The following is a 25,179-nucleotide window of genomic DNA, read 5'->3' on the forward strand; positions in this document are numbered from 1 at the left end:
GACCTTTTGCGGGAGGTGAGGACATGAAGCGACTTTTGATCGCGGCGCTGGCCGTGGCCGTCAGCCTGGCCGGTGGCGTGGCCCTGGCGGCCGATTCGGCCTTTTTACAGCTCCTGCGCCCCAAAATGGGCCAGGTCAAAGCCAAGGCCGCCTACAGCGGCATGTTCTGGTCGGAGGTCGACGTTCAGGGAAGCTCCACGTCGTTTGCCATGAACAAGCAGGAACTTTCGGCCATGACCCCGCTGATGCAGGACGACGGCCAGGAACTGGCCCTGTGGCTGGACGCCGACGTGCGCAATGTCGACAGCGACCTGTTTTTGCCCGAGGTCAACCGCACATTTCCCGATGAGCTGTGGGACTTGAACCTGGCCCTGTCCTATCGGCGCAAGCTGGGCCAAAACTGGATCGGCGGCGTGCGCGGCTCCTTTGGCTCGGCCTCCGACAAGCCCTTCAATTCGGCCGACGAGCTGACCTACAACGCCATGGGCTTTGCCCGCCGCGAGCTGGACAAACAGAACGCCCTGCTGTTTTTCCTGTTCTATTCCAGCAGCATGGATTTTCTGCCCGGCGTGCCCTATCCCGGCGTGGCCTGGCAGTACACCGCGGCCGACCGCAGCCTAGACCTGACCATCGGCCTGCCCATGCTCATGGCCACCTACCGGCCCGTGGACCCGCTCAAGCTCAGCGTGGCCTATTATCCCCTGCGTAACGTCTTCGGCGAGGCCGCCTGGAGCTTCACCAAGCAGTGGTCCACCTTCGGACGCTTCACCTGGACCTATCAAGACTATCTGCTAGCCGACCGCCCGCGCGACGAAAACCGCCTGTTTTATTATGAAAAACGCGCCGTCATCGGCGTGGGCTTCAAGCCTCTGCCCGGGGCCAACATCGAGCTTTCCGGCGGACGCGCCTTTGACCGCCTGATGTTCCAGGGCCAGAACCACGGTGACGAAGACCAAAACCGCATCGAGCTCGACGACGGCTGGCTGGTCCACCTGGTGGGGTCAATGCGCTTCTAGGGCCGGCGCGGCGTCGGCCGGCCCCTCGGCCGTGAGCGTCGGCGTCCGCGCCTCGTCCAGGGCCTGGCGGATGGCCGCCACCATCTGCGAAGTGAGGATGGGCTTGTACAAAAAGGCCTTGAAGCCCAGCTCCAAGGCCTTTTCGGCCGAGACCTGCTCGCTGAAGCCCGAGCAGAGGATCACCGGCAGCTCGGGCCGCAGGCGCATCATCTCCAGGGCCATTTCCAGGCCACTGCGACCGGGCATGTTCTGATCGGTGAAGATCAAGTCGAACCCGTCGGGCGCGGCGCGGAAGGCGGCCAAGGCTTGCTCCGGCGAGGTGAAGCCGAAGAACTCGTAGCCCAGCGGGGCCAGGATCTGTCGGCCGATATCCACCAGCGCCTCTTCGTCGTCGACAAACATGATCCTTTCCGAACCGCCGGCCAAGGCCTGGCGTTCGGGCGCGGCCGCGCGCTGGGCCTGGCTGGCCAGCAGCGGCAGATACACCTGGAAGACGCTGCCCCGGCCCGACTCGCTATATACGCGGATCGATCCGCCCAAGTCCTTGACGATGCCGTGCAAAACCGAAAGGCCCAGCCCCGTGCCCTTGCCCTGCTCCTTGGTGGTGAAAAACGGCTCGAAAATGCGGCCGAGGGTGGCCTGATCCATGCCCACGCCAGTGTCGCTGACCGACAGCCGCAGGAAATGGCCCTGCTGAATGTCGTAGCGCGCCGCGTCTTCGGCGTTGATGATGGGGCTATCCAACTCGACGGTGAGCACGCCGCCAGTCTCCAGCATGGCCTGGCGGGCGTTGGTGCACAGGTTCATCACCACCTGGTGCAGGCTGGTGGGGTCGGCCAAGACCAGGTCGGCGTCGGCCGAAAAGCGTTGGCGCACCTCGATGGACCCGAAGGCCGAGGCCCGCATGAGCTTGATGACTTCCTTGACGATGGGCGTGACGGCCACGGGCTGGCGCTCGCGCTTGGCCTGGCGGCTGAAGCTGAGGATCTGCTTGATCAACTCGGCGGCGCGTCCGCCGGCGTTGAGCACGGCCTCCAGGTATTCCTGCACGGGATGGCCCTCGGGCAGGTCGCTGGCGGCCAGCTCGGAATAGCCGATGATGGCGCTGAGGATATTGTTGAAATCGTGGGCGATGCCGCCGGCCAGGGTGCCGATGGCCTCCATTTTCTGGGCCTGGCGCAGTTGATCCTCCAGCCTGGCGTGGGTCTCCTGGGCCCGCTTGCGCTCGACGATGTCCCAGGCCAGGTCGGCCAATTGCGCGACCACGGCCACGTCGCCCTCGAGGTAATCGCCGGGCTTGTTGCCCACGCCCAAAATGGCCACGATGCGCCCCTGGCGGAAGACCGGGGCCACCAGTTCGCCGCGCACCGGCGCGTGGCCCTCGGGCAGGCCGCGCCGGTGGGGCAGGGACATGTAGTCGTTGTGGATCACCGCCCGCCGCCGCAGCAGGCAGTCGACCCACACGCCGGCCTTGTCCACGGGATAATGGGCCTTTTCGACCTTGGCCGTGCACATGGTGGCCAGGGTGTTGCTGGACCAGACCTGGAGTTGCAGGGTCTTTTCGTCCTCGGAGACAAAGTGATAAAAGCCGATCTCGCTTCCGGTGAGCTCCTCGGCCATGTCGATGGTCTTTTGCAGCAGCGTGTCCGAGTCGCAGTCGGCCGAAAGCTCCAACAGGCGCAGGCGGGCCTGGCGCACGCGCCTGTCGCGGATCTGGCCCGAAACATCCTCGAAGGTGGTGAAGACCTGGTGGGGCTTTTCGTCGCCGGGCCGGAACAGGGGCACGGCGTTGACGGTGATCCAGATGACGTTTTTGGTATGCGGGTTGCGCACGCCCATCACCACGCCGCGCACCTCCTTGCCTGTGCGCATGGCCACCTCGTAGGGGTGCTCCTCGGGCGGCATGGCCGCGCCGTCCTCGCGGAAAAGCTCCGGGATGCTTTCGGGCGCGAGGCCTTCGGTGGTGTGTTGCAAGACGATGCCCAGGATCTTTTCGGCGGCCGGGTTGGCCGAGACGATGCGGCCCTGGGCGTCGCGGTAGACCACGCCGTGGAGCATGGACTGAAACAGGTTGTGATAGAGCTCGGCGCTTTCGCGCAGAGCCAACTCCTGCTCCTTGAGCTTGGTCACGTCGCGGAAGACCGTCAGTTTGGAAAGCGCGCCGCTTTCGTGGATCAGCGGGTCGTTGCTGACGTGATAGACGGCGTTGTATAGCTCGTCGTCGAGCTGGTAATTGACGTGGCGGCGCTTTTTGATCACGCCCATGACGCACCAGGGGCAGACGTCGGGGCGGTGATAAAGGGCCTGATGGCACAATTCGCCGGTGGCGTCGCGGCCCAGGCGGCGGATCATCGCCGGGTTCATGTACTCGATGACAAACGCCTCCGAGCAGATATAGACCGCGTCCTCCATGGCCTGCATCATGGTGCGGTACTTTTCCTCGCTGGCGCGCAGGGCCTTTTGGGCCTCCATGCGCTGGGCCATTTCGTCACGAGCGTTCTGGTAGGCCTGGGAAAGCTCGGCCGTGCGGGCGACCACGCGGCGCTCCAGGTCGTCGTTGGCCTGGCGCAGGGCCTCGGTGGTGGCCCGGCGCTGTTCCCAGGCCCACGCCAGGCCCCAGGCGGTCAGCCCCCAGACGAAGGCCAGGGCCGCGGCGACGAGCAAGCCCCAGTCCCGCCAGGCCTCGGCCTTGGCCGACATGGCCCCGGCCGGCAGGAAAGAGACGACCTTCCAGAAATATTCGCCCTGGCCGGCGGCGCGCAGCTCGGACAAGGGCCGCGCGGTGACAAAGGAATAAAGCCCGGCCGCGGTCTGGGCCTGACCCTGCTCCCGGCCGCTGATCTCCCGCCAGGCCTGGGGTTGGGCGTTGGCCAGGGTGCGCTTTTCCTTGCCGGGCAGCATGAAGCCCCACTCGTCTTCCGGATCGGGGCCCATCAGCCAGTGGCCTTGGTTATTCAACAGCATCAGCGCCGATGGCGCGGGCCGGCCGACTTGGCGCAGTTGCTCCAGCAGCTTGGCGGCCAGGTAGTTGATCACCACCACGCCCAGCTTGTGGCCGTCGGGCCCGAAGACCGGCTGGGCCAGGCGGATCATCGGCTTGAGCGGTTGCTCGACGCGCTCGCGCTCGACGTTGAGGTCCAGCGGCGAGACGTAGATCCCACCACGGCCCAGGCCGATGGAGCGGCGGAAATAATAGCGCCGGCTTTTGTCTTGCAGTTCGCCCGGCGCCGTCGCCTTGACGCGGCCGCCCACGCGGTCGACGCGGGCCCGTTCGCGGCCGGCGACGTCCACGAAACGTAGTTGGTCGTAGTCGGGGTGGCTGGCGGCGAACAGGGTCAGCTCGCTGGCCAGTTCGGCCAGGGCGGCGCTCCGATCGGCGGCGGCCAGGCGGCGCTCGACAAGGCCGGCCAGAAAGCGCAGATCGTCGACCACCGGCGCGAAGACCCGTTGGATGGCCCGTTGACCGGCCGTGGCGGCCTCCATCTCCATGCGCCGACTGGCGACCATGTCCGCCGCGGTCTCGGCGTGATACAGCTCGGCGAGCACCGCCAGCGAAATGACCATCAGCGGCGCGAAGATCAGCAGGGCCTTCTTGAAGACCGCCCACGGCCCGGGCCGGAGCCCGGCGATGTATTGGCTGGCGTTCACGTTGAGGTTCCCCCGTGCGCGCGGGCCGGGTGAAGCGGACGCGGCCGCGCGGCCACGGCCTGTCGCTGGCGCTGGCGGCGTTGGCGTGGATGATGAACTGGCTGGCGAACCCGGCGTTTTGTCGATGCCTATATTATGCAGGCAATGGACCGGGCTTTTTCAACTATCGGCGCGGATTTTTCGCGGTCGTCCGCTGATCCTCGGCCAGGGCGTTCCAACCGCCGCCCAGGGCCTTGTAGACGGTGATGAGATCGCTGGTGACCGCGCCCCGGCTCTGGGCCAGTTGATCCTGCAATTGCAGCAACGAACGCTGGGCCTCCAGGACGTTGTTGAAATCGACCAGGCCGGCGCGGTATTGGTCCTGGGCGATGGCCTCGGCGCGCCGGGCCTCCTCGACGGCCTTGGCCAGGCTCTGGGCGCGCAGTTGTTCGCGGGCGTAGGCGGTCAGGTTGTCTTCGACCTCGGCCAGGGCGGCCAGGACGGCCTTTTGGTAGGCCAGCAGGGCCTGTTCCTGCAAGCTCGACTGGATGGCGATGTTTTGGCGCACCGCGCCGGCGTCGAAAATCTTCCAACTGACGGCCGGCCCGATGCCCCAGGCCTGGCTGGCGGCGCTGAACAGTTCGCCCGAGCTGACGGACTCCAGGCCGATGCTGCCCAGCAGGCGCAGCTTGGGATAAAGCGCGGCCGTGGCCACGCCGACGCGGGCGGTCTGGGCGGCCAGGCGGCGTTCGGCCGCGCGGATGTCGGGCCGCTGGCGCAGGGCCTCGGCCGGCACGCCCACGGCCACGCGGGGCGGGCACTGGGGGATGGGCCTGACCTCGGCCAAGCGTTGGTGCAGGCTGCCGGGCGTGCGGCCGGCCAGGATGGCCAGGCTGTTGAGCGAACTTTCCAAGCCGGCCTGCAGGCCGGGCAGTTGGGCGCGGGAGCTTTCCAGGTTGTAGCCCGCCTGACGCAGGGCCAGTTCGTTACTCAGGCCGGCGGCGCGCCGGGCGGCGATCAGGGCGTGGGTCTTGGTTTGGGCCTCCAGGTTGGCCCGCATGGCCGCCAGCCGGGCCTGGTAGGTGCGGGCCTCCACGTAGTTGCGCGCCGTTTCGGCGCAGATGCTCACCCAGACGTCGCGCAGATCGGCCTGGGCCGCCTCCAGATCAGCCTGGGCCGCCTCGACCCCCCGCCGCGCGCCGCCGAATATGTCGATCTCCCAGCCGGCGTCGAAACCGCCGGAGTAGAGGTCATACTGCCCGCCCGAGCCGGAGCGGCTGTTTTCGCTGGCCCGGCGCGACTCGAAAGCGCCATCTGCCGAAAGCTCGGGCCACAGGGCCGCCTGGCTCAGGCCCCGGGCGGCCCTGGCCTGGCGCACCTTGGCCCGGGCCGTTTTGATGTCCAGGTTGCCGGCCAGGCTCTGGCCGATCAGCTCGGTCAAGAGTGGATCGTCGAACCTGGCCCACCACTGGGCCAGGGCCTGGGCCTGGGGCGTGGCGGCCTCCAGCCCGCCGGTCATGGTCGCGCGCCAGGCCGGCGGCGTTTGCGGGCTGGGCGCTTGGTAATCGGGGCCCACGGCGGCGCAGCCGGCCGAAATCAGGCCGACGGCCACGACGGCGGCGGCCAGGGCGATCTTGCCTGGGCTTGTCATGGCTTTGTCCCCCCTCGCCGGGCGCGCACGAAGTCTTTCAGGCCCTCACGCCAGCCCTGCAACACCACAAACAGCGGCGGGATGAGAAAAATACCCAGCATCGTCGCCGCCAACATGCCAAAAAACACCGTCACGCCGATATCGCGGCGACTGGCCGCGCCGGCCCCCGTGGCCACCACCAGCGGAAACACGCCCAGGATGAACGAAAAAGCGGTCATCAACACCGCGCGGAAACGCACCCGCGCGCCATCCAGGGCCGCCTGGACGATGGGCGCGCCCGCCTCGCGGCTGGTCTTGGCGAACTCGACGATGAGGATGGCGTTCTTGCTGGCCAGGCCCAGCAGCAGCACCAGGCCGATCTGGCCATAGATGCTAAGCGCCCGGCCAAAGATGAACAAACCCGCCAGCGCCCCCAGCACCGCCACCGAGATCGACAGGATCACCGTCAGCGGGATCGACCAGCTTTCGTATTGAGCCACCAGAAACAGATAGCCAAAAAGCAGGGCGGTGAGGAAAATCGCCACCGTCTGGCCGCCGGCCTGCTGTTCCTGATAACTCAGGCCCGACCAGTCGAAACCATAGCCCTGGGGCAGGGTGCGCCGGGCCAGCGCGGCCATGGCGTCCATGGCCTGGCCCGAACTTTTGCCCTCGGCGGCCGCGCCGTTGATCTGGGTGGAAGGGAACTGGTTGTAGCGATAAATCACCTGGGGCCCGGTGGTGATCTTCAGGCTGACCAGGGTCGACAGGGGGGTCATGGCCCCGGAGTCGGAGCGCACATAGAGCTGGCCGATGGCCTCCGGCGCGTCACGGTAGGGCGCGTCGGCCTGGATCTTGACTTGATAGACGCGGTTGAACAGGTTGAAGTCGTTGACGTATTTCGAGCCGAGCTGGGCCTGGAGCGTCTCGAAGACGCGGCCCACCGGCACGCCCAGGCTCTGGGCCTTGACGCGGTCGAGGTCGATGTAGATCTGCGGGGCGTCGGCGGTGAAGCTGGAAAAGGCCCGCTGGATGTTGGGGTCTTGGTTGGCGGCCACGACCATGGCCCCGGTGACGGCGGCCAGATCCTGGGGCGTCTGGTCGCCGAAGGCCTGCAACCGGAAGTCGAAGCCGCCCACCGAGCCCATGCCGCGAATGGCCGGCGGGGTGATCACGCGGATGTCGGCGGCGGGGATGGCCGCCACCCTGGCCTGGACGGCCTTGATGATCGCCGGCAGTTGTTCGTCGTCGGCGGTGCGCTCATCCCAGGGCTTGAGCATGATCACCGCGCGACCCAGGTTTTCGCCGGTGCCGCTGAGGGCGCTGCGGCCGTTGATGTTGGTGACGGCGGCGATGCCCGGCGTGTCCTTGATCGCCGCATGTATCTGCCGCGAGACCAGGCTGGTGCGCTCCAGCGAGGCCGTGGGCGGCAGTTGGATCTCCAGGTAAAACAAGCCCTGATCCTCGTCGGGCAAAAAGCTGGTGGGGCTGCCGACGAAAAGCAGATACCCCCCGGTCAACACCAGGGCCAGCAGGCCCAGCGTCAGGGCCCGGCGGCCGGCCAGCCAGCCCGCGCCGCGCACGTAGCCATTGCGCGAACGGCCCAGCAAAGCCTCGAACCAGCCCAGCGGCCCGCGCCGCGCCTGGTGGCCGCCGGCCGCCGGCCGCAGAATCAGCGCGCAGAGGGCCGGGCTCAGGGTCAGGGCGCAGACGCCCGAAAGCAAAACGGCGAAACAGATCGTCACGGCGAACTGCTGATAGAGCCGGCCGGTGATGCCCGGCAAAAAGGCCACCGGCAAAAACATGGCCAAAAGCACCAGCGTGGCGGCGATGATCGGCCCGGTGACCTGGCCCATGGCCTTGATGGTGGCGCTTTTGGCGTCGATGCGCTCCTCGTCCAAAATGCGCTGGACGTTTTCGACCACCACGATGGCGTCGTCGACGACCACGCCGATGGCCAGAATCAACGCGAATAGCGTGATGATGTTGGCGCTGTAGCCCAGGGCCAACAGCGCGGCGAAGGCGCCGATCAGCGAGACGGGGATGGTGAGGGTGGGGATCAGCGTGGCCCGCCAGTCCTGCAAAAACAGAAACGTCACGCCCACCACCAGCACGAAGGTCATCAGCAGGGTGAGGACGATCTCGTGGATGGTGGCCCGCACGAACAGGGTCGCGTCCATGGTCAGGCGATATTCTATGTCGTCGGGAAAGGTCCGGGCCAGCCGTTCCAGTTCGGCGCGCACCTGGTCCATGGTCTCCAGGGCGTTGGCGTCGGAGGACTGATAGATGCCCAGCGGCACCGCCGGCGCGCCGTCGAGCAGGTTGTTGCCGGCGTAGGACTGGGCCCCCAACTCCACGCGGGCCACGTCGCCCAGGCGCAGCACGCCGCCGTCCTTGTTGACGCGCACCACGATGTTCGAAAAATCCTCCACCGTCACCAGCCGGCCCTTGGCCCGCAGGGGGTACTGCAACTGCTGGCCGGCCGGGCCGGGAGAGGAGCCCAGCGCGCCGGCGGCGGCCTGGATGTTCTGGCTGGCGATGGCCTGGTTGATGTCGGAGGCGCTCAGGCCCAGGGCGGCCAGGCGTTCGGGGTCCATCCACACGCGCATGCTGTAGCTCAGTTCGCCAAAGATGTTGGCGTCGCTGACGCCGTTGATGCGGGCCAGGGCGTCTTGGACGTTGATGCTGACGAAGTTGCTGAGAAAAAGCTGATCGCGCGTGCCCTTGGGCGAAAAGAAGTTGATGATGGCCAGCATGTCCGAGCTGCGGGCGCGCACGGTCAGGCCCTGGGCCACCACCTCGTTGGGCAGCTTGGACTCGGCCTGCTTGAGGCGGTTGAGCACGTTGACCTGGGCGATGTCGGCGTTGGCGTCGGCGTCGAAGGTCACCGTCAGGCTGTAGGAGCCGTCGTTGCCGCTGGTGGAGGTCATGTAGATCATGTCCTCGACGCCGTTGACCTGGGCCTCGATGGGCGCGGCCACGCTCTGGGCCACCACCTCGGCGCTGGCCCCGGGATAGGTGGCCCGCACGACGATCTCGGGCGGGGTGATCTTGGGATATTGGGCCACCGAGATGTTCAGAAGCGCGATCAACCCGGCCAGGGTGATCACCAACGAAATCACCACGGCCAGGCGCGGGCGGTCGATGAAAAGTTTGGAGATCATATCTGGCCGCCCTATCGACCCGCGTCGGCCACGGGCTTGACCGCCTGGCCGGGACGCACCTTTTGCACGCCTTGGACGACGATCAGCTCGCCGGCGGCCAGGCCCGAGGCGATGACCCAGTCCGGCCCGGACTGGCCGGCGGTGACCACCGGCCGCTTGCTGGCGATGTTTTGGCCGTCGACGACAAAGACATGGCGTCCGTCCTGGTCCTCCAGCACGGCCGATTGCGGGGCCAGCACCACCGGTTTGGCCGGCCCGGACGACTCGTTGACGGTGACGAACTGGCCCGGCGTCAAGAGGCCCTCGGGGTTGGCGAAGACGGCGCGCACGGCGATGGTGCCGGTGGCCGGGTCCACCTCGTTGTCGATGAACTCGACCTTGCCGACGATGGGATAATCGTGGCCCTGGCCCAGGAGCAGGCGCACCTGGCGGCCGGCCTCGCGCTGGGCGGCGTTTTCACGGCCGCGCTGGGGCAGTTCGGTCTCGGAGATGGAATAGACCACGCGGATGGGGTCTACCTGAACGATGCGCGCCAACGCCCCCGATTCAGGGCCCACCAGATTGCCCACCGTGTAGGCGGCCCGGCCGATGCGCCCGGCGATGGGCGCCTTGACCGTGGCGTAGCCCAGGTTCAGCTCGGCCTGGGCCAGGTTGGCCTGGGCCTGGGCCACGGCGGCCTTGGCCTGGAGCTGGACGCTGATGGCCTGCTCCATGTCGGCGGCCGAGACGCTGCCGGCCCCGGCGCTTTTGAGGCGGGCCAGGTATTGCTCGGCCTGGGCCAGGGCGGCCTGGGCCTGGGCGGCCTTGGCCCGGTCGGCGGCCACCTGGTTGCGGTAGGAGGCCTGCTCGATGACGAAAAGCGTCTGACCGGCCCGCACCAGGCCGCCCTCGCGGAAGGCGATGCGCTCCAGATAACCTTGCACCCTGGCTCGCAGATCCACGCTCTGCATGGCCTCGACGCGGCCCACGTGGCGACTGGTGGCCTGGAGATCCTTTTGCCGGGCGGCGGCCACGATCACCGCCGGCGGCCCGCCGGGCGGCGCGGCCTGGGCCGCCGTGACGATCAACAGCAAAATGGTCGCCAGCAAACAAGGCGACGCGTGACGGGAAGGTTTTGTCTGGGGCATGACAAGTCCTTGTGTCGGGTTGATCAGCTAGGCGGCGCTCCAAACAACCGGCCCATCGCGGCCACTTTCCCGGGCGGGCCCATCACCACCAGCATGTCGCCGCCGGCCAACAGTTCGTCGGCCCCCGGCGAGGCCGCCACGCCGTCGGGCCGTTTGATGGCCACCACCGTCACGCCATGGTCCTTGCGCAGGTTGGCCTGGCCCAGGCTGCGGCCGACCAGCGGCGAGCGCTCGTCGAGGCGAAAGGTGAGGATCTCGGTGTCGTCGAACAGGCCCGAAAGACGCTGTTCGCCACCCTCGCCGCCGGGATTGACGTCGCGTAGGGAATTGTAGTCCTGCCGCCGCAGTTGGGCCAACAGGGTGGCTATCTCGCTTTCGGGCGCGCGCAGGCGGCGCAGCACGCGGGTGAATATCTCCAGGGCGGTTTCGTATTCCTCGGGGATGACCTCGTCGGCCCCGACCTTGCGCAGGCCCTCGACCTCGCTTTCGTAGCGCGTGCGCACGATGACGTGCAAGGTGGGGTTGATGCTCTTGGCCGCGGCGACGATGCGCCGCGCCACCACCGAGCCGCCCATCGAAACCACCAGGATCTTGGCGTGGGCCAGGCCGGCGTGGGCCAGCACGGCCGGATTGCTGGCGTCGCCGAAGACGATGGGCAGGCCAAGGGCCGACTGCTGGCGCACGGTGTGGGGGTTCATCTCCACCACCAAAAAGGGCAGCCCCGCCAGGCGGGCCGCCCGCACCACGTTGCGCCCGGCCAGGCCATAGCCGATGACCACCACCTGCGCCGCGTGGCCGTCGTGAGCCGCATGGCCCTCGTCGTCGCCGCCCTGGCGGTCTGGCCCTCCCCACGAGGGCGACCAATAGCCGCCCAGGCCGATGGCCGACAGCCAGGCCGGCGATTTTTCGCCCAGCCGGAAGCCCAGCGAAAGCATGAAAGGCGTCAGCACCATCGTCATGATCGCCGTGGCCAGGAATAAATTGTAGCCATTGCTGTCGAGCAGCTTGGCGTTGAGGCCGATCTGAGCCAGCACGAAGGAGAATTCGCCGATCTGCCCGATCGATAGCGCCGTCGAGCCGGCCACGCGCAGGCCGTGGCCCAAAAACAGCACCGCCACCCCCGCCGAGGCCTGCTTGAGGATCAGCACCAACGCCGTGACCGTCAGCACCAGCACCGGATGATGCACGAAATAGGCCGGCTCGACCAACATGCCCATCGAGATGAAAAAAATACTGATGAACAAATCGCGCATGGGCAAAATGCTGCCCACCGCCTGCAGGCCAAAGGGCGACGAGCTGATGATCAGCCCGGCGGCGAAGGCGCCCAGGGCCAGCGACAGCCCGGCCCACCAGGTCAGCGCGGCCACGCCCAGGCACATGGTCACCACGCTGATCAGAAACATCTCGCGGCTGCGCGTGTCCGCCACCCGGGCCATGGCCCACGGGGCCAGCCAGCGGCCCAGCACCAGCAGCGCCGCCACCGCGGCCAGGCCTTTTTGCAGCATCAGCCACATGTCCGCGCCGTTGACGTGCCCGCCGGCCAGGAAGGGCACCGCCAGCATCATCGGCACCACGGCGATGTCTTGAAAAATGAGGATGGCCAGGCAGATGCGGCCGGCCGGCGTATCCAGGGCCGAACGCTCCCGCAAAAGATTGAGCACGATGGCCGTGCTGCTCAGCGCCAGCAAAAAGCCGACGAAGATCTCGGTGTTCCAGTTCAACCCCAGGAGATGAGCCGCGCCCGCGCCCAGGGCCATCGCGCCGAGCACCTGCAACGCCCCGCCGATGAACACCACGTCCTTGATCTGCATCAAGTCCTTGATGCTGAACTCCAGGCCGATGGTGAACAACAGCAGCACCACGCCCACCTCGGCCATCAGCTCCACTTCGTGGACGCCAGAGACCAGGCCCAGGCCGTGTGGCCCGGCCAGGGCCCCGGCGATCAGAAAACCGACGATGTTTGGTATGCCCAGGCGGTGAAAGACGTAGATAACGCCAAGCGAAAGGCCCAGAATCACCACTAGATCGAGCAGTATGCCCATGTTCGGACAGCCTTTGCGAGTTTATTTCGCCTGAAGTTTGGCCCAGGGAGGCTTGGCGGTCAAGGCCAAACGGAGGCCCCGTCCGTGGCGGGGGGTTGAAGATTGCTTGACTAGCCGGCGGGGATGTATAAAATGAAGCGCCTGCCGAAAAAATGCGTCGACGACCCGCCGTGGCTAGGGGCCGGCGCACTGGTTGCTTTGCGCCAACCCCATGAAACAACGAGTTCCAGCCCGTTGGCGCGGACAAAAAACCACGGCGCGGCCGCGAGCCGGTCATCGCCCGTGGCGCGAAAACAAACACGCCGGATGATCTGACGAACTATTCCGCCAAGCATCCGTCATTACCTAAAGCGATCAAGGGGCAACAAGGCATGAAAGTCATTATTCTGGGCGCGGACGGCTTTTGCGGATGGCCGACAACCCTGCACCTGTCGGCCCATGGCTGTGACGTGGTGATGGTCGACAACCTTTCGCGGCGCAACATCGACAACGAGCTGGAAGTGCGCTCGCTTACGCCCATCAGCTTCATGGGCGAGCGCATCGCCGCCTGGCGCGAGATCTCTGGCCGCTGCCTGGCCTATCACAACTTTGACGTGGCCAAGAACTACAAGCGCCTGCTTTCGCTGATCGAGCAGGAAAAGCCCGAGGCCATCGTCCATTTCGCCGAGCAGCGCTCCGCCCCCTATTCCATGAAGTCGCCCCGGCACAAGCGCTACACCGTCGACAACAACCTCAACGCCACCAACAACGTCTTGTGCGCCATCGTCGAATCGGGCCTGGACGTGCATCTGGTGCACCTGGGCACCATGGGCGTTTATGGCTACGGCACCGCCGGCATGCAGATCCCCGAGGGCTACCTGCCGGTCAAGCTGGAAGTGGCCCCGGGCGTGTTGGTCGAAAAAGAAATTCTCTACCCGCCCGACCCCGGCTCGATCTATCACATGACCAAGACCCAGGACGCCTTGTTGTTCTACTACTACAACAAAAACGACGGCGTGCGCGTCACCGACCTGCACCAGGGCATCGTCTGGGGCACCCAGACCGCCGAGACCGCCGTCGACGAGCGTCTGATCAACCGCTTCGACTACGACGGCGACTATGGCACCGTGCTCAATCGTTTCCTGATGCAGGCGGCCGTGGGCCATCATCTCACCGTCCACGGCACCGGCGGCCAGACCAGGGCCTTCATCCACATCCAAGACACCGTGCGCTGCATCGAGCTGGCCATCCGCAACCCGCCGCTCAGCGGCGATCGGGTCAACATCCTCAACCAGCAGACCGAGACCCACCAGGTGCGCGCCCTGGCCGAAAAAGTTCGTCAGATCACCGGGGCCGAGATCGCCTTCGTCAAAAACCCCCGCGTGGAGGCCTCGGAAAACGCCTTGCAGGTGGCCAACGACAAGTTCCTCTCGCTGGGCCTGAACCCGATCACCCTCGATGACGGCCTGCTGACCGAGGTCACCGAGATCGCCATGAAATATCGCCACCGGGTCGATCTGTCCAAGATCCCCTGCACCTCGCTGTGGCGGCCGTAAGGGCCCGCTCATGGGCGATGACGCGCGGCGGGCGGCTGGTTGCCTCCGCCGCGTTTTTTCGGTCCAGTTGACGGAGGGCCGACGATGAAACCGGGCGCGTGGCTGATGACGGCGTTGATCGCCTTCGCCTTGGCTGGCCAGGCCTTGGCCGCCGGAGGGGGCAAGCCCGTGGAAGGCTTTGTCGACACCCGCGACGGCCGGGTGTTTTACCGCATCCACGGCCAGGGCAAGCCCGGCCTGCCGCTGTTGGTCGTCCACGGCGGGCCAGGGGCCAACATGCAATACCTGCGGCCACTGGCAGCCCTGGCCGATCAGCGGCCGGTGATCTTCTACGACCAGTTGGGCGGCGGCGACTCCGACCGGCCCGACGACCCGGCCCTTTGGAACACGGCCCGTTTCGTTGACGAGTTGGACCAGGTGCGCCGGGCCCTGGGTCTGCGACGGCTGTTCATCGTGGGCCAGTCGTGGGGGGCCATGCTGGCGACGCAATACGTCCTCAGCCATGGCCAGGAGGGCGTGGCCGGGTTGATCCTCAGCGGCCCGTTGCTCAGCGCGCCGCGCTGGATCGCCGACCAAAGGCTCTTGCTGGCCCAGACGCCGCCGGCGATCCGGCAGGCCGTGGAAAAGGCCGAGGCCGCCCAGTCCTACGACTCGCCGGAGTATCAGCGGGCCATGGACGTCTATTATCGGCGCCATCTCTGCCGGCTCGACCCCTGGCCCGACTTTCTCCAGGAATCCTTCGCCCGCCTGGCCCTGCCGGTCTACCTGGCCATGTGGGGCCCCAGCGAGTTCACCTGCCTGGGCTCGCTCAAGGAGCAAGACCTCTCGCCGCGCCTGGGCGAGCTGCTCATGCCCGTGCTCTATGTCTGCGGCCGCTTCGACGAGGCCAGGCCCGAGACCGTGGGCTGGTTCGCCGCACAAACGCCCCAGGGCCGCCTGGTGGTCATCGAAGGGGCCAGCCATAGCCATCATGCCGAAAGACCAGAGCAATTCAACCAAGCACTCCGCGATTTCATGGCCGAGGTCGAGGCCTCCCACCGCCCGCTGAAATAGCCGCGCCCGCCGCGCGACAATTGTGCCTAGACAGTTGACAAGACACATGCCCGGCGGTAGCTTTGGCCCATGGGAACAAATGCAACAAAGGCCATCGCCGTGGACGTGGCCGATTGCCTGGTGATCGGTGCGGGCGTGGCCGGGCTCAGCGCCGCCCTGGAGGCGGCCCAGCACGGCCGGGTGATCGTTTTGTGCAAGGGCGCGCCGGCCGACTCCAACACCTTCCACGCCCAGGGCGGCGTGGCCGCGGCGCTCATGCCCGGTGATTCGCCGGCCGACCACGCCGCCGACACCATCGCCGCCGGGGCCGGGCTTTGCGACGCCCGGGCCGTGGAGGCGCTCTGCGCCGAGGGCCCGGAGCGCGTATTGCATCTGGCCGGCTTGGGTTGCCCCTTCGACCGCCAGGCCGACGGCGCTTTCCGGGCGGCCATGGAGGGGGCCCACCAGCGGGCCAGGGTCATCCCGGCCCTGGGCGACGCCACCGGCCGGGCCATCGCCCAGACGCTTCTGGCCCAATTGCCCGGGCAACCGCGCATCGAGCCGCGCCCCGGCGCGCGGGTTTTGGAGCTTTTGCTGGAGTCTGGCCGTTGCCGGGGCCTGTTGGCCATCGATGAAACCGGCCGGCCCCATGTTTATCTGGCACGGGCGGTGATTCTGGCCAGCGGCGGCTGCGGCCGCTTGTTCGCCCGCACCACCGGCCCGTTCTGCGACGGCCAGGGCCTGGCCATGGCCGCCCGGGCCGGGGCCGTGCTGGCCGACATGGAGTTCGTGCAGTTTCATCCCACGGCCTTGGACGCGCCGGGGGCCGACCCGCTGCCGCTGGTCTCGGAAGCGGTGCGCGGCCACGGGGCCCACTTGATCGACGACCAGGGCCGGCGTTTCATGCCCGGCGAGCACCCCATGGCCGAACTGGCCCCCCGCGACGTGGTGGCCAGGGCCATTTTCCGGCGGCTGGCGGCCGGCCGGCGGGTATTCCTCGACGCGCGGATGTTTGGCGATCACTTTGCCGCGCGCTTTCCCCAGGTCAACGCCCTGTGCCAGCGCCACGGCCTGGACCCGGCCCGCGATCCGCTGCCGGTGACGCCGGCGGCCCACTTCCTGATGGGCGGCGTGGCCTGCGATCTGGACGGGGCCACCACCGTGCCGGGGCTTTTCGCCTGTGGCGAGTGCGCCCGCGTCGGCGTGCACGGGGCCAACCGCCTGGCCAGCAATTCGCTTTTAGAGGGCCTGGTCTTTGGCCGTCGGGCCGGTCGGGCCGCTTTCCGGCGGCCCGCGCCCGCGCCGCCGTTGCAGGGCCAGGCCGTCACGCCCGCGCAACTGACCCGCTGGCTGCCGCCGGGCGTGAGCCTGGAGCGTTGCCTGCCCGGCCACGACGACGGGCAAGAACCGGCCATCGCGCGCCTGCGCCAGTTGATGTGGCGCGACGTGGGGCTCATCCGCCACGAGGACGGCCTGGCCCGGGCCGCCGCCCAGGTGGCCCGCTTGGCCCGCGAGGCCGCGCCGGGACAGATCAGCCTGGCCAACATGTGCGCCGTGGCCGAGGCGATCATCGCCGCCGCCCGCCAGCGCAAAACCAGCGTGGGAGCCCATTTCCGCGCCGACGGACCGGCCATGGCCTCCGGCCTGGCGCAAGGAGCGGCCTCATGAACGAACTGCTGATGCGCCGGGCCATCGAGGGCTTTTTGGCCGAGGATCTGGGCCGGGGCGACATCACCTCCACGGCCGTGGTGGCCGAGGACTCTTGGGCCACGGGCCGCTTTGTCTGCAAGGACCAAGGCGTGCTGGCCGGGCTGCCGGCGGCGCGCATGGTTTTCGCGCTGTTGGACGGGGCCGTGGAGTTCACGCCCCTGCTCGCCGAGGGCGCGCCTTTGCGGCCGGGCCAGGCCCTGGCCACGGTGCGCGGGCCGGCCAGGGCCATCTTGGCCGGCGAACGCCTGGCGCTCAACCTCCTGCAACGGGCCTCGGGCGTGGCCAGCCTGGCCGCCCAGGCCGTGGCCGCCGTGCAAGGCCACAAGGCCAAAATCCTCGACACCCGCAAGACCACCCCCGGCTTGCGCTGGCTGGAAAAATACGCCGCCAGGGTCGGCGGGGCGGTCAATCATCGCTTTGGCCTGGACGACGCGGTGCTGATCAAGGACAACCACCTGGCCCTGGCCGGCGGGGTGGGGCCGGCCCTGGCCAGGGCCAAGGCCGCCGTGGGGCCCATGGTCGTCATCGAGGTGGAGGTCGAGAGCCTGGAGCAACTGGCCCAGGCCCTCGAGGCCGGGGCCGGGGTGATCATGCTCGACAACATGCCCGCCGCCCTGATGGCCCAGGCCGTGAAGCTCTGCGCCGGCCGGGCCGTGCTGGAGGCCTCGGGCGGCCTGGACCTGGCCCGCCTGGCCGAGGTGGCCGCCACCGGCGTCGATTATATTTCCATGGGCTGGCTGACCAGCGGGGCCAAGCCCCTGGACATCGGCCTGGACCTGGAGCCGGCCGCGTCCGGCGGCCCCGCGAGGAGCTGACCATGCCCCAGATCTGCCCCAAGCTTTTGGCCGACCCCGGCCCGGCCGCCGAGCCCTTTGCCCGCGAGACCATCCGCCGTCTTGGCCAGGTGCGAGCCCAATTGGGCCGGCGGGCGCTGATCCTGGGCCACCACTACATGTCCGACGCGGTCATTGGCTGGGCCGACGCGGTGGGCGATTCGCTGGCGCTGTCGCGCCTGGCGGCCACGCAAAAAGAGGCCGAGTTCATCGTGTTCTGCGGCGTGCATTTCATGGCCGAGACCGCCGACATCCTGGCCGGCCAGGGCCGCCGGGTGATCCTGCCCGATGGCGGCGCGGGCTGCCCCATGGCCGACATGGCCGCGCCCGAGCAAGTCGAGCAATGCTGGCAAGAGCTGGCCCGCCTGGGCCATGGCCCGATCATCCCCATCACCTACGTCAACTCGTCGGCGCGACTCAAGGCCTTTTGCGGCCGCCACGGCGGGGCGGTGTGCACCTCGTCCAACGCCCGGGCCGTGCTGGCCTGGGCCCTGGGGCAGGGTCGGCGGGCGCTGTTTTTCCCCGATCAGCACCTGGGCCGCAACACGGCCCTGGCCCTGGGCCTGACCCCGCGGGAGATCGCCATGTGGCGGCGTGACGCCGCCGTCCTGGAAGGCGAGGCGGCCCAGGCCAGGGTGATCGTCTGGGACGGCTTTTGCCCGGTGCACGTGGAGTTTGGCCCCGCCGACGTGGCCCGGGCCCGCGCCCGACAGGCGGGGGTGAAGGTGGTCGTCCACCCCGAATGCCCCAGCCAGGTGGTGGCCCTGGCCGACGACAGCGGCTCGACGGAAAAGATCATCGGCCTGGTGGAGGCCGCGCCGGCCGGTTCGGCCTGGGCCATCGGCACCGAGATCAACCTGGTGCGCCGCCTGGCCGCCCGTTTCGCCGACAAAACGATTTTTTCGCTCAACGAGTCTGTCGCCGGCTGCCCGGATATGGCTAAAATAAGCCCAACCAATCTGCTGGCCAGCCTGGAGGCCATATTGGATGGCAAACCCAGGGGCGTGGTCGGCGTCGACGAGGCCACGGCCCGCCAGGCCGCCGTGGCCCTGGAGCGCATGTTTGCCGTTTCATAGCCCGCTTTCCCCGCCCTTGCACGATCGTCGCGCCCAGATTCTGGCCCTGTTGGCCGACGGTCGGCAGCCGCTGACCGGCGGCGAGCTTTCCGCGCGCCTGGGCGTCAGCCGCCAGGTCATCGTCCAGGACATGGCCATCCTGCGCGCCGAGGGCCACGACATCGTGGCCACGCCCCGGGGCTACCTGATGCCCGAGGCCAACGGCCCCCGTGGCCGCCGGGCCGTGCTGGCCTGCCGTCACGACGCCTCGCGGGTCGAGGAAGAGCTTTGCGTGATGGTCGACCACGGGCTGATGGTCGTCGACGTCATCGTCGAGCACGCCTTTTACGGCGAGTTGCGCGGCAACCTGATGCTCTGCTCGCGGGTGGACGTGGGCCGCTTCATGGCCCGCATGAGCGAACGCCGGGCCCAGTTCCTCTCGGCGCTGACGGGCGGGGTGCACCTGCACACCGTCGAGCACGCCGACCAGGCGGCCTTTGACCAGGCCGTGGCCGAGTTGGGCCGGCGGGGCCTTTTGGTCACGCCCTAGTCGGCCGCCGCCTGGCTGGGCCGGGAGATCGGCAGACGTAGCGTGAACAGCGCGCCATGGCCGGGCTGGCTGTCGACCACCAGACGACCGCCGTGCAGGCAGGCGATGGCCTTGGCCGCGGCCAGGCCCAGGCCGTAGCCTTGGGTGGTCTTGCTGTTGCTGCCCCGGAAAAACGGCTCGAAAATCAGCGAAAGCTCGTCGGCCGGAATGCCGGAGCCCTGGTCGCGCACGCGCACCTGGGCCTCGCCGCCTTCGGCGATCACGCTGACGTGGACCTGGCCGCCGGTCGGCGAATGTTGCAAGGCGTTGTCGAGCAGGTTGTCGAAAATCCGGCCCAGCAGTTCGGCGTCGGCCTCCACGGGGGCCGGGGCCGGCGCTTCGAGCAACAGCTCCACGTTGGCGGCGCGGAACTGGGGCCGCACCGCCTCGACGACGCCGGCCAGGCGCTCGGCCAGGTCCAGGCGCTCGGGCTTGAGCTTCAGCGCCCCGTCCTGAAGGCGGCTCATCTCGAGGAAACGATGGACAAAGCCGTCGAGCCGGGCGGCCTCCTGCTCGATGAACTGGGCGTATTTGCGTCGGTTTTTGGCGTGGGCCTGGTCTTCGTCGCGCAGCAGCAGGTTGGCGAAGCCGCGGATGCTGATCAGCGGCGTTTTCATGTCGTGGGCCAGCATGGCGATGATGCGGGCGCGGTGACGCTCCAGGGCCTTGGCCTCGCTGATGTCCTGGAAGGCCTCGACCCCGCCGAGGTGCCGGCCGTCGCTGTCGAAAATGGCCGCCGCCCACATGCGCACGTCCACCAGCGCGCCCCGGCTGTCGCGCACGTGCCAGTCGTCGGGGCCGGCGGTGCGGCCTTCGGCGGCCGAGCGCCGCAGGGGGCACAGGGGGTCGTTGTCGCAACCCATCACGTCGTGGCAATAGCGGCCCAGGGCTTGGTTGGCGTTGACGCCCAGGATTTTTTGCGCCGCCGGGTTGATCTGGGTGACGTTGTAGTGTTCATCGACGGCCAGCACGCCCACCGGCAGGCTCTCGAAGAGCACCCGCTGGCTGTCCAGGGCGTGGCGCAGATGCTGCTCCAAAAGCTTCTGGCTGGTGACGTCGCGGAAGACCGTCTGGCGGGCCACCCGGCCATCGGGCAGAAACACCGGCGTGCAGACCACGTTGTACCAGCGCGAATCGCTGGAGCGCTGCATTTCCTGGCGCACGGTCTGGCCGTTTTGCACCTTTTGGCCCTCGCACCAGGGGCAGACGTCGTCCAGGCCGTGGATGGCCTGGTGGCATTTTTCGCCGGTGGCGTCGCGGCCCAGGCGGCGGATCATGGCCTGGTTCAGGAATTCGATGTTGTGGTCTTGGTCACAGACGTAGATGGGGTCGTCAAAGGCCTCCAGCATGGCCTGACAGCGGCCGTTGACCAGGCCGGGGCGGTTGACCGCCGGCGAAAGCAGATGCCAAAAACCACCGTTTTGGCAGGGATGCGCGGCGTCGACGACCGTGATCAGCCCGCCGTCCCGCTGGACCAGGGCCTTGTGGGTGCTCACCGCCCGGCCGTCCTGGCCGGCCTGGCGCAGCAAGGCGCTTTCCTCGGCCCGCCGGGCGACCGGGCTGAGGTGGGACCACGGGCGGCCCGCGGCCTCCTGGCCCGACTCCAGACCCAGCAGGGCGGCGAAGGCGGCGTTGTGCCGCCGCACGCGCCCCTCCTCGTCGGTGACGGCCCAGGCCGTGGGCGAGTGTTCCATGGCCTGGGCCAACACCGCCAATTGTTCCGCCGTGGCCATGCTCATGGGCGAACCTTGATTACAGCTAACAAGCGTTGGCGGCCAACCCCCCTCTTTTTTTCATGATAAACCGGACGGACGGCCATTTCCAAGCCCTATCGCGACGGCGCTTATTTGTAATCGGCCCTGCCAAAACTGAGCCGGGCGATGATCTCGCGCATGACCTCGCTGGTTCCGGCCACGATGGTGCCCAGGCGCGAGTCGCGCAGCAGCCTGGCCATGGGATATTCCTCCATCAGGCCGTAGCCGCCGAAAAATTGCAGGCACTCGTCGGCCACGCGCTTGGCCAGTTCGCAGGCCAGGAGCTTGGCCATGGAGCACTGGGCCACGCAGGGCAGATCGTTTTGATAGAGCCAAGCCGCGTGATAGGTCAGTTGGCGGGCCGCCTCCTGGCGGGCGCTGAGTTCGGCCAGGCGATGGGCCAGGGCCTGGAGGTTGCTGAGCGGCGCGCCAAAGGCGTTGCGTTCGCCCATGTATTTGACGGCGTGCTCCAGGCAGAGCTGGGCCAGGCCAAGGCCCATGGCCGCGCAGGCCAGGCGTTCGAGTTGAAAGGCCTGCATGATGTAGTAAAAGCCCTTGTTTTCCTGGCCGACCAGGTTGGCCAGGGGCGCGCGGACGTCCTCGAAGGTCAGTTCGGCGGTGTCGGAGGCGTGCCAGCCCATTTTTTCCAGGCGGCGGGTGCAACTGACGCCCGGCGCGTCCAGGTCGACGACAATCAGGCTGATGCCCCTGGCCCCGGCGCCGGGCTCGGTCTTGCAGGCCAGGGTGATGAAGTGGCCGTCGGCCCCGTTGGTGATGAAGGTCTTGGCCCCGTTGATCAGGTAGTGATCACCCTGGCGGCTGGCCTTGGCGCGGATGGCGGCCACGTCGCTGCCGGCCCCGGGCTCGGTGACGCCCAGCGCCCCGACCATCTCGCCGCTGATGGAGCCGGCCAGGTATTTGCGCTTCAGTTCCTCCGAGCCGTATTTATGGATATGCTGCGGGGCCATGAACTGCTGCACGGCCACGGCGGCGGCGAAACCGCCCATGCGCGAGCGCGCCAGCTCTTCCAGCAAGGCCATGGCCATGAAGATGTCGCCTTCGGCCCCGCCATACTCCTCGGGAAAACACACGCCCAAAAAACCCAGTTCGCCCATGCGCCGGAAGGCCTGACGGGGGATGGCCCGGGCCTGCTCCCACTGGTCGGCGTGGGGGGCTATTTCGTTTTCGACAAAGCGCCGCACGTTGCGGCGAAACTCGTGGTGCTCGGGGCCGAAATAGATCGAATGCATCGTCGATGCTCCTTTGTTCAGGCGAAAAACGCGCGGCCCTCGGCGGCCATGGCGCGTAGCGGCGGCGCGGGGGCGAAGGTTTCTCCGTGGCTGGCGGCCAGCGCCTCCAACCGCGCCACCACCCGCGCCAGGCCCATCTCGTCGGCGACATGCAGCGGCCCACCGCGCCAGGCGGCGAAGCCCAGGCAGTGCACGGCCAAAAGTTCGACCTCGGCCGGCGCGATCCAGCCCGCCGTCAACCAGCGCGCCGCCAGGTTGGCCAGGACCAACGCGGCGTCCGCCGGGGGCGCGGCGGCCTGGGCCGCGCGCAGCAGCTCCACCAAAGGCGCCTCGGCCGGCCCGCTCGGGGCCACGGCCTTGCCCAGGGCCTTGGCCAGGCCCACGGCCGTATCCAGCGCCCAGGGCGCGGCCGCGCCCCGGCACAGCTCCACCAGCGGCCCACGGGCAAAATCGTCGGCCAGGCCAAAGCCGACCACCGCCTCGGCCTGGGGCCAGTCGGCCGGCGGCAGGGGGCCGCAAACCAACAGCACGGCCCCGGGCGCGCAGGCGGCCAGGATTTGCGCCAACCGGGCGGGCGCGCTCGGCCGGGTCACGATCACGGCGTCGCAGCCGGCCAGCACGGCCAGATCGCTGGCGGCGCGCAGGCGGCCCAGGTGCATCTGGGCGTTTCGCACCAGGCCCCGCGCGGCCTGCTTGTCCACGGCCTGGGCCACGGCCTGGCGCAGCTCTTGGGCCGCCGCCTCGTCGCCAGCCGCCACGGCCAGCCCCCAGCGCTCCAGGCCGGCCACGGCCAACTGGGCCGCCCGGGGGCCCGCGCCAACAATGCCCAGGCGGATGATCGGCCGGGCCGCCGGGCCGGGCCCCAGGCGCTGTTGGGCGGCCAGTGCCCCAAAATGCCAGATCAGGTTTTGCGCCGGCCGGCTGGCCACCAGTTGGCCAAAAAGCTCGTCCTCGCGGTGGCGGGCGGCCTGGGGGCCATGGGTCGCGGCCAGTTCCAGGCCCTCCAGCACGGCCAGGGGCGCGGCGTTGTTTTCCTGGCCACGGGCCAGGACTTGGCGGCGCGCGGCCTGGATCAGCCCCTGGTCCAGCCCTTGATCACGTCGCGGCCGGGGCGCGAGCCGGCCCTGGGCCAGAGCCAGGGCCAGGCTGGCGGCGCTTTCCCACAGCTCCTCGGGCCGGGCCACGGCGTCGATCAGGCCCAACTCCAGGGCCTGGGCCGGGCCCAGGCGGCGGCCCTCCAGCAACAGCGGCAACGCCGCCGCCAGGCCGACCCGCGCCACCAGCCGGCCGGTGATGCCGCCGGCCGGGATAAAGCCCAGGCTCACCGCCGGCAGGCCAAAGGCCGCGCCAGGGCCTTCGGCGGCCACTATGCGCCGGCACGACAGGGCCAGGCCCAACCCGCCGCCCAGCACCGCCCCGTGCACCGCCGCCACCACGGGCTTGGCCAGGGCCGCGAGCCTGTCGAGCACGCGGCCGCTTTGCCGCACCGCCGCGCTGGCCTGGGCCGGGTCTTTGGTCTGACGCAGGCTCTTCAGGTCGGCCCCGGCCACGAAGCTGGAGGCCTTGGCCGAGGCCAGCACGATGGCCAGCACCCGCCCGTCGGCGGCCAGTTCGCCCAGGCGCTGGTCGATGTCGTCCAGCAGCTCGGCGGCCAGGGTGTTGACCGGCCGGCCGGGCTGATCCATGATCAAAAACGCCACGCCGTCGGGGCGGATTTCGCTGCGGGTCTGGGCCATGCTCGCTCCCGGTGATTGGTTATCTGGTCTTACCAGCGAGTGGTAGCATCGGCCATGGCTGGCTGTCAAGCAATGGGGCGCTTCGGCTTCACTTTGTGTAAGCAGCCGAAAAAAGCCTGTTGAAACACCCGGCGTTGTGGTACAACCATGGCCATGAAGTCAGACCAGATCGACAGCATCGGCCCCCTGGAAAAAACGCCGACCATGAGCCGCCGCGTGGCCGAGTACCTGGCGCGGTTGATCGCCGGCGGCTCATTGCGGCCCGGCGAGAAGCTGCCCGGCGAGACGGCCCTGGCCCAGCGCCTGGGCGTCAGCCGGCCGACCCTGCGCGAGGCCCTGGGCGTGCTGCGAGCCAAGGGCCTGGTGGAGGTGCGGCCGCGCTCGGGCACCTACGTCACCAGCGCCCTGGCCGGCGGCGGCCCCAGCGCGGTGGGCGAGCTGGTGGCGGTGGACCCGACCAAGATCTGGGAGCTGCTGGAGATTCGCAAGGTCGTCGACACGGCCGCCGCGGCCCTGGCCGCCAGCCGCCGCACGCCCGCCGACCTGATCCGCCTGGCCGAACTGCGCCAGTCGGTGCGCAATCTGGGCGGCCACAGCCTGATCCGCCGTGGCGAAGGCGGCAAGGCCTACGCCCGTTTCTTCGCCTTCATCGCCCAGGCCAGCCACAACACCCTCTTCAGCCACCTGCTTTCGTGGGTCAGCACCACCCTGCGCCACCTTTTGCCCTACAGCCGCGACCGCCTGGCCGGCCGGCCCGAGAGCGGCCCGGTGATCATGGATCAGATCCAGGCCATCGCCCAGGCCATCGAGGACGGCGACCCGGACCGGGCCCGCCGCCTGACCATGGAGCATCTGGAATACCTGGAAAAGGCCCTGCGCGAGGTCCACGCCCTGCAGCCGCCGGTGGTCATCGGCGGCTGAGGTGGGCGTCGGCGAGGGGGCCGCGCGGCGGTCCTTGGCGGGTGCTTGCGCAAAAATGCTCAAGATTACGGCGAGTTGGCCAACCAATCGCCAATTCTGGCCATTTTCCCCCGTTGTTTAAAATTGCAACAATCCCGCCCATCGCTGTTGCAATTTTAAAA

The 25,179-nt window shown here is 68.4% G+C and carries 17 protein-coding genes; 9 read left to right on the plus strand and 8 right to left on the minus strand.

The genetic code is table 11. From position 1 onward, the window contains the following. Nucleotides 1–23 precede the first annotated feature (23 nt). Nucleotides 24–1,016: a hypothetical protein gene (locus DEBA_RS00090; protein WP_013256853.1), complete on the plus strand. Its 993-nt coding sequence runs from the start codon at nucleotides 24–26 to the stop codon at nucleotides 1,014–1,016. On the opposite strand, the gene DEBA_RS16515 is transcribed toward DEBA_RS00090, so the two are convergent. The 5 genes from DEBA_RS16515 to DEBA_RS00115 form a co-directional block, all read right to left on the minus strand. Next, nucleotides 1,002–4,664: a GAF domain-containing protein gene (locus tag DEBA_RS16515; protein WP_013256854.1), complete on the minus strand. Its 3,663-nt coding sequence runs from the start codon at nucleotides 4,662–4,664 to the stop codon at nucleotides 1,002–1,004. The genes DEBA_RS00090 and DEBA_RS16515 overlap by 15 nt on opposite strands. Before the next feature lie 163 nt (nucleotides 4,665–4,827). Further along, nucleotides 4,828–6,294 (minus strand): efflux transporter outer membrane subunit, encoded by a 1,467-nt coding sequence (locus DEBA_RS00100; RefSeq protein WP_013256855.1) that lies wholly within the window; start codon nucleotides 6,292–6,294, stop codon nucleotides 4,828–4,830. Then, the gene (locus DEBA_RS00105; RefSeq protein ID WP_013256856.1) at nucleotides 6,291–9,434 is read right to left on the minus strand and encodes an efflux RND transporter permease subunit; all 3,144 of its coding nucleotides are present in this window, start codon (nucleotides 9,432–9,434) and stop codon (nucleotides 6,291–6,293) included. Before DEBA_RS00105 ends, DEBA_RS00100 begins: the two co-directional genes overlap by 4 nt. An 11-nt stretch (nucleotides 9,435–9,445) precedes the next feature. After that, a complete protein-coding gene (locus DEBA_RS00110; protein ID WP_187288573.1) occupies nucleotides 9,446–10,507 on the minus strand; it encodes an efflux RND transporter periplasmic adaptor subunit in 1,062 nt (353 codons plus the stop codon). A gap of 77 nt (nucleotides 10,508–10,584) precedes the next feature. Continuing rightward, nucleotides 10,585–12,603: a cation:proton antiporter domain-containing protein gene (locus tag DEBA_RS00115; RefSeq protein ID WP_013256858.1), complete on the minus strand. Its 2,019-nt coding sequence runs from the start codon at nucleotides 12,601–12,603 to the stop codon at nucleotides 10,585–10,587. 132 nt (nucleotides 12,604–12,735) lie between these two features. On the opposite strand from DEBA_RS00115, the gene DEBA_RS17940 reads away from it, so the two are divergent. The 7 genes from DEBA_RS17940 (at nucleotide 12,736) to DEBA_RS00145 (ending at nucleotide 19,318) form a co-directional block, all read left to right on the plus strand. Continuing rightward, nucleotides 12,736–12,918 carry a hypothetical protein gene (locus DEBA_RS17940; protein WP_148227735.1) on the plus strand — a complete coding sequence of 61 codons (183 nt, stop codon included), beginning with the start codon at nucleotides 12,736–12,738 and terminating at the stop codon, nucleotides 12,916–12,918. Nucleotides 12,919–12,974: 56 nt separating this feature from the next. Continuing rightward, the gene (locus DEBA_RS00120; protein WP_013256859.1) at nucleotides 12,975–14,138 is read left to right on the plus strand and encodes an NAD-dependent epimerase/dehydratase family protein; all 1,164 of its coding nucleotides are present in this window, start codon (nucleotides 12,975–12,977) and stop codon (nucleotides 14,136–14,138) included. An 84-nt stretch (nucleotides 14,139–14,222) separates the two neighbouring features. Next, on the plus strand, nucleotides 14,223–15,191 hold the full coding sequence (locus DEBA_RS00125) for a proline iminopeptidase-family hydrolase (RefSeq protein ID WP_013256860.1): 969 nt from the start codon (nucleotides 14,223–14,225) through the stop codon (nucleotides 15,189–15,191). Nucleotides 15,192–15,260: 69 nt separating this feature from the next. Further along, nucleotides 15,261–16,838, plus strand: a complete 1,578-nt coding sequence (locus DEBA_RS00130) for an L-aspartate oxidase (RefSeq protein ID WP_083778809.1) — start codon at nucleotides 15,261–15,263, stop codon at nucleotides 16,836–16,838. Then, nucleotides 16,835–17,695, plus strand: coding sequence for a carboxylating nicotinate-nucleotide diphosphorylase (nadC, locus tag DEBA_RS00135; protein WP_013256862.1), 861 nt, complete (start codon nucleotides 16,835–16,837; stop codon nucleotides 17,693–17,695). Before DEBA_RS00130 ends, nadC begins: the two co-directional genes overlap by 4 nt. Before the next feature lie 2 nt (nucleotides 17,696–17,697). Further along, nucleotides 17,698–18,789: a quinolinate synthase NadA gene (gene nadA, locus DEBA_RS00140; protein WP_013256863.1), complete on the plus strand. Its 1,092-nt coding sequence runs from the start codon at nucleotides 17,698–17,700 to the stop codon at nucleotides 18,787–18,789. After that, the gene (locus DEBA_RS00145) at nucleotides 18,776–19,318 is read left to right on the plus strand and encodes a transcription repressor NadR (RefSeq protein WP_013256864.1); all 543 of its coding nucleotides are present in this window, start codon (nucleotides 18,776–18,778) and stop codon (nucleotides 19,316–19,318) included. Before nadA ends, DEBA_RS00145 begins: the two co-directional genes overlap by 14 nt. On the opposite strand, the gene DEBA_RS00150 is transcribed toward DEBA_RS00145, so the two are convergent. From DEBA_RS00150 to DEBA_RS16520, 3 genes are all read right to left on the minus strand, one after another. Further along, complete coding sequence (locus tag DEBA_RS00150; RefSeq protein WP_013256865.1) at nucleotides 19,315–21,096, minus strand: PAS domain-containing sensor histidine kinase; 1,782 nt, start codon at nucleotides 21,094–21,096, stop codon at nucleotides 19,315–19,317. The genes DEBA_RS00145 and DEBA_RS00150 overlap by 4 nt on opposite strands. A gap of 104 nt (nucleotides 21,097–21,200) precedes the next feature. After that, complete coding sequence (locus DEBA_RS00155; protein WP_013256866.1) at nucleotides 21,201–22,361, minus strand: acyl-CoA dehydrogenase family protein; 1,161 nt, start codon at nucleotides 22,359–22,361, stop codon at nucleotides 21,201–21,203. Nucleotides 22,362–22,378: 17 nt separating this feature from the next. Beyond that, nucleotides 22,379–24,097 carry an enoyl-CoA hydratase-related protein gene (locus tag DEBA_RS16520; protein WP_013256867.1) on the minus strand — a complete coding sequence of 573 codons (1,719 nt, stop codon included), beginning with the start codon at nucleotides 24,095–24,097 and terminating at the stop codon, nucleotides 22,379–22,381. A gap of 147 nt (nucleotides 24,098–24,244) precedes the next feature. On the opposite strand from DEBA_RS16520, the gene DEBA_RS16525 reads away from it, so the two are divergent. Next, nucleotides 24,245–25,018: a FadR/GntR family transcriptional regulator gene (locus tag DEBA_RS16525; RefSeq protein ID WP_013256868.1), complete on the plus strand. Its 774-nt coding sequence runs from the start codon at nucleotides 24,245–24,247 to the stop codon at nucleotides 25,016–25,018. Nucleotides 25,019–25,179 lie beyond the last annotated feature (161 nt).

This window comes from Desulfarculus baarsii DSM 2075 (assembly GCF_000143965.1).
Lineage (GTDB): Bacteria > Desulfobacterota > Desulfarculia > Desulfarculales > Desulfarculaceae > Desulfarculus > Desulfarculus baarsii.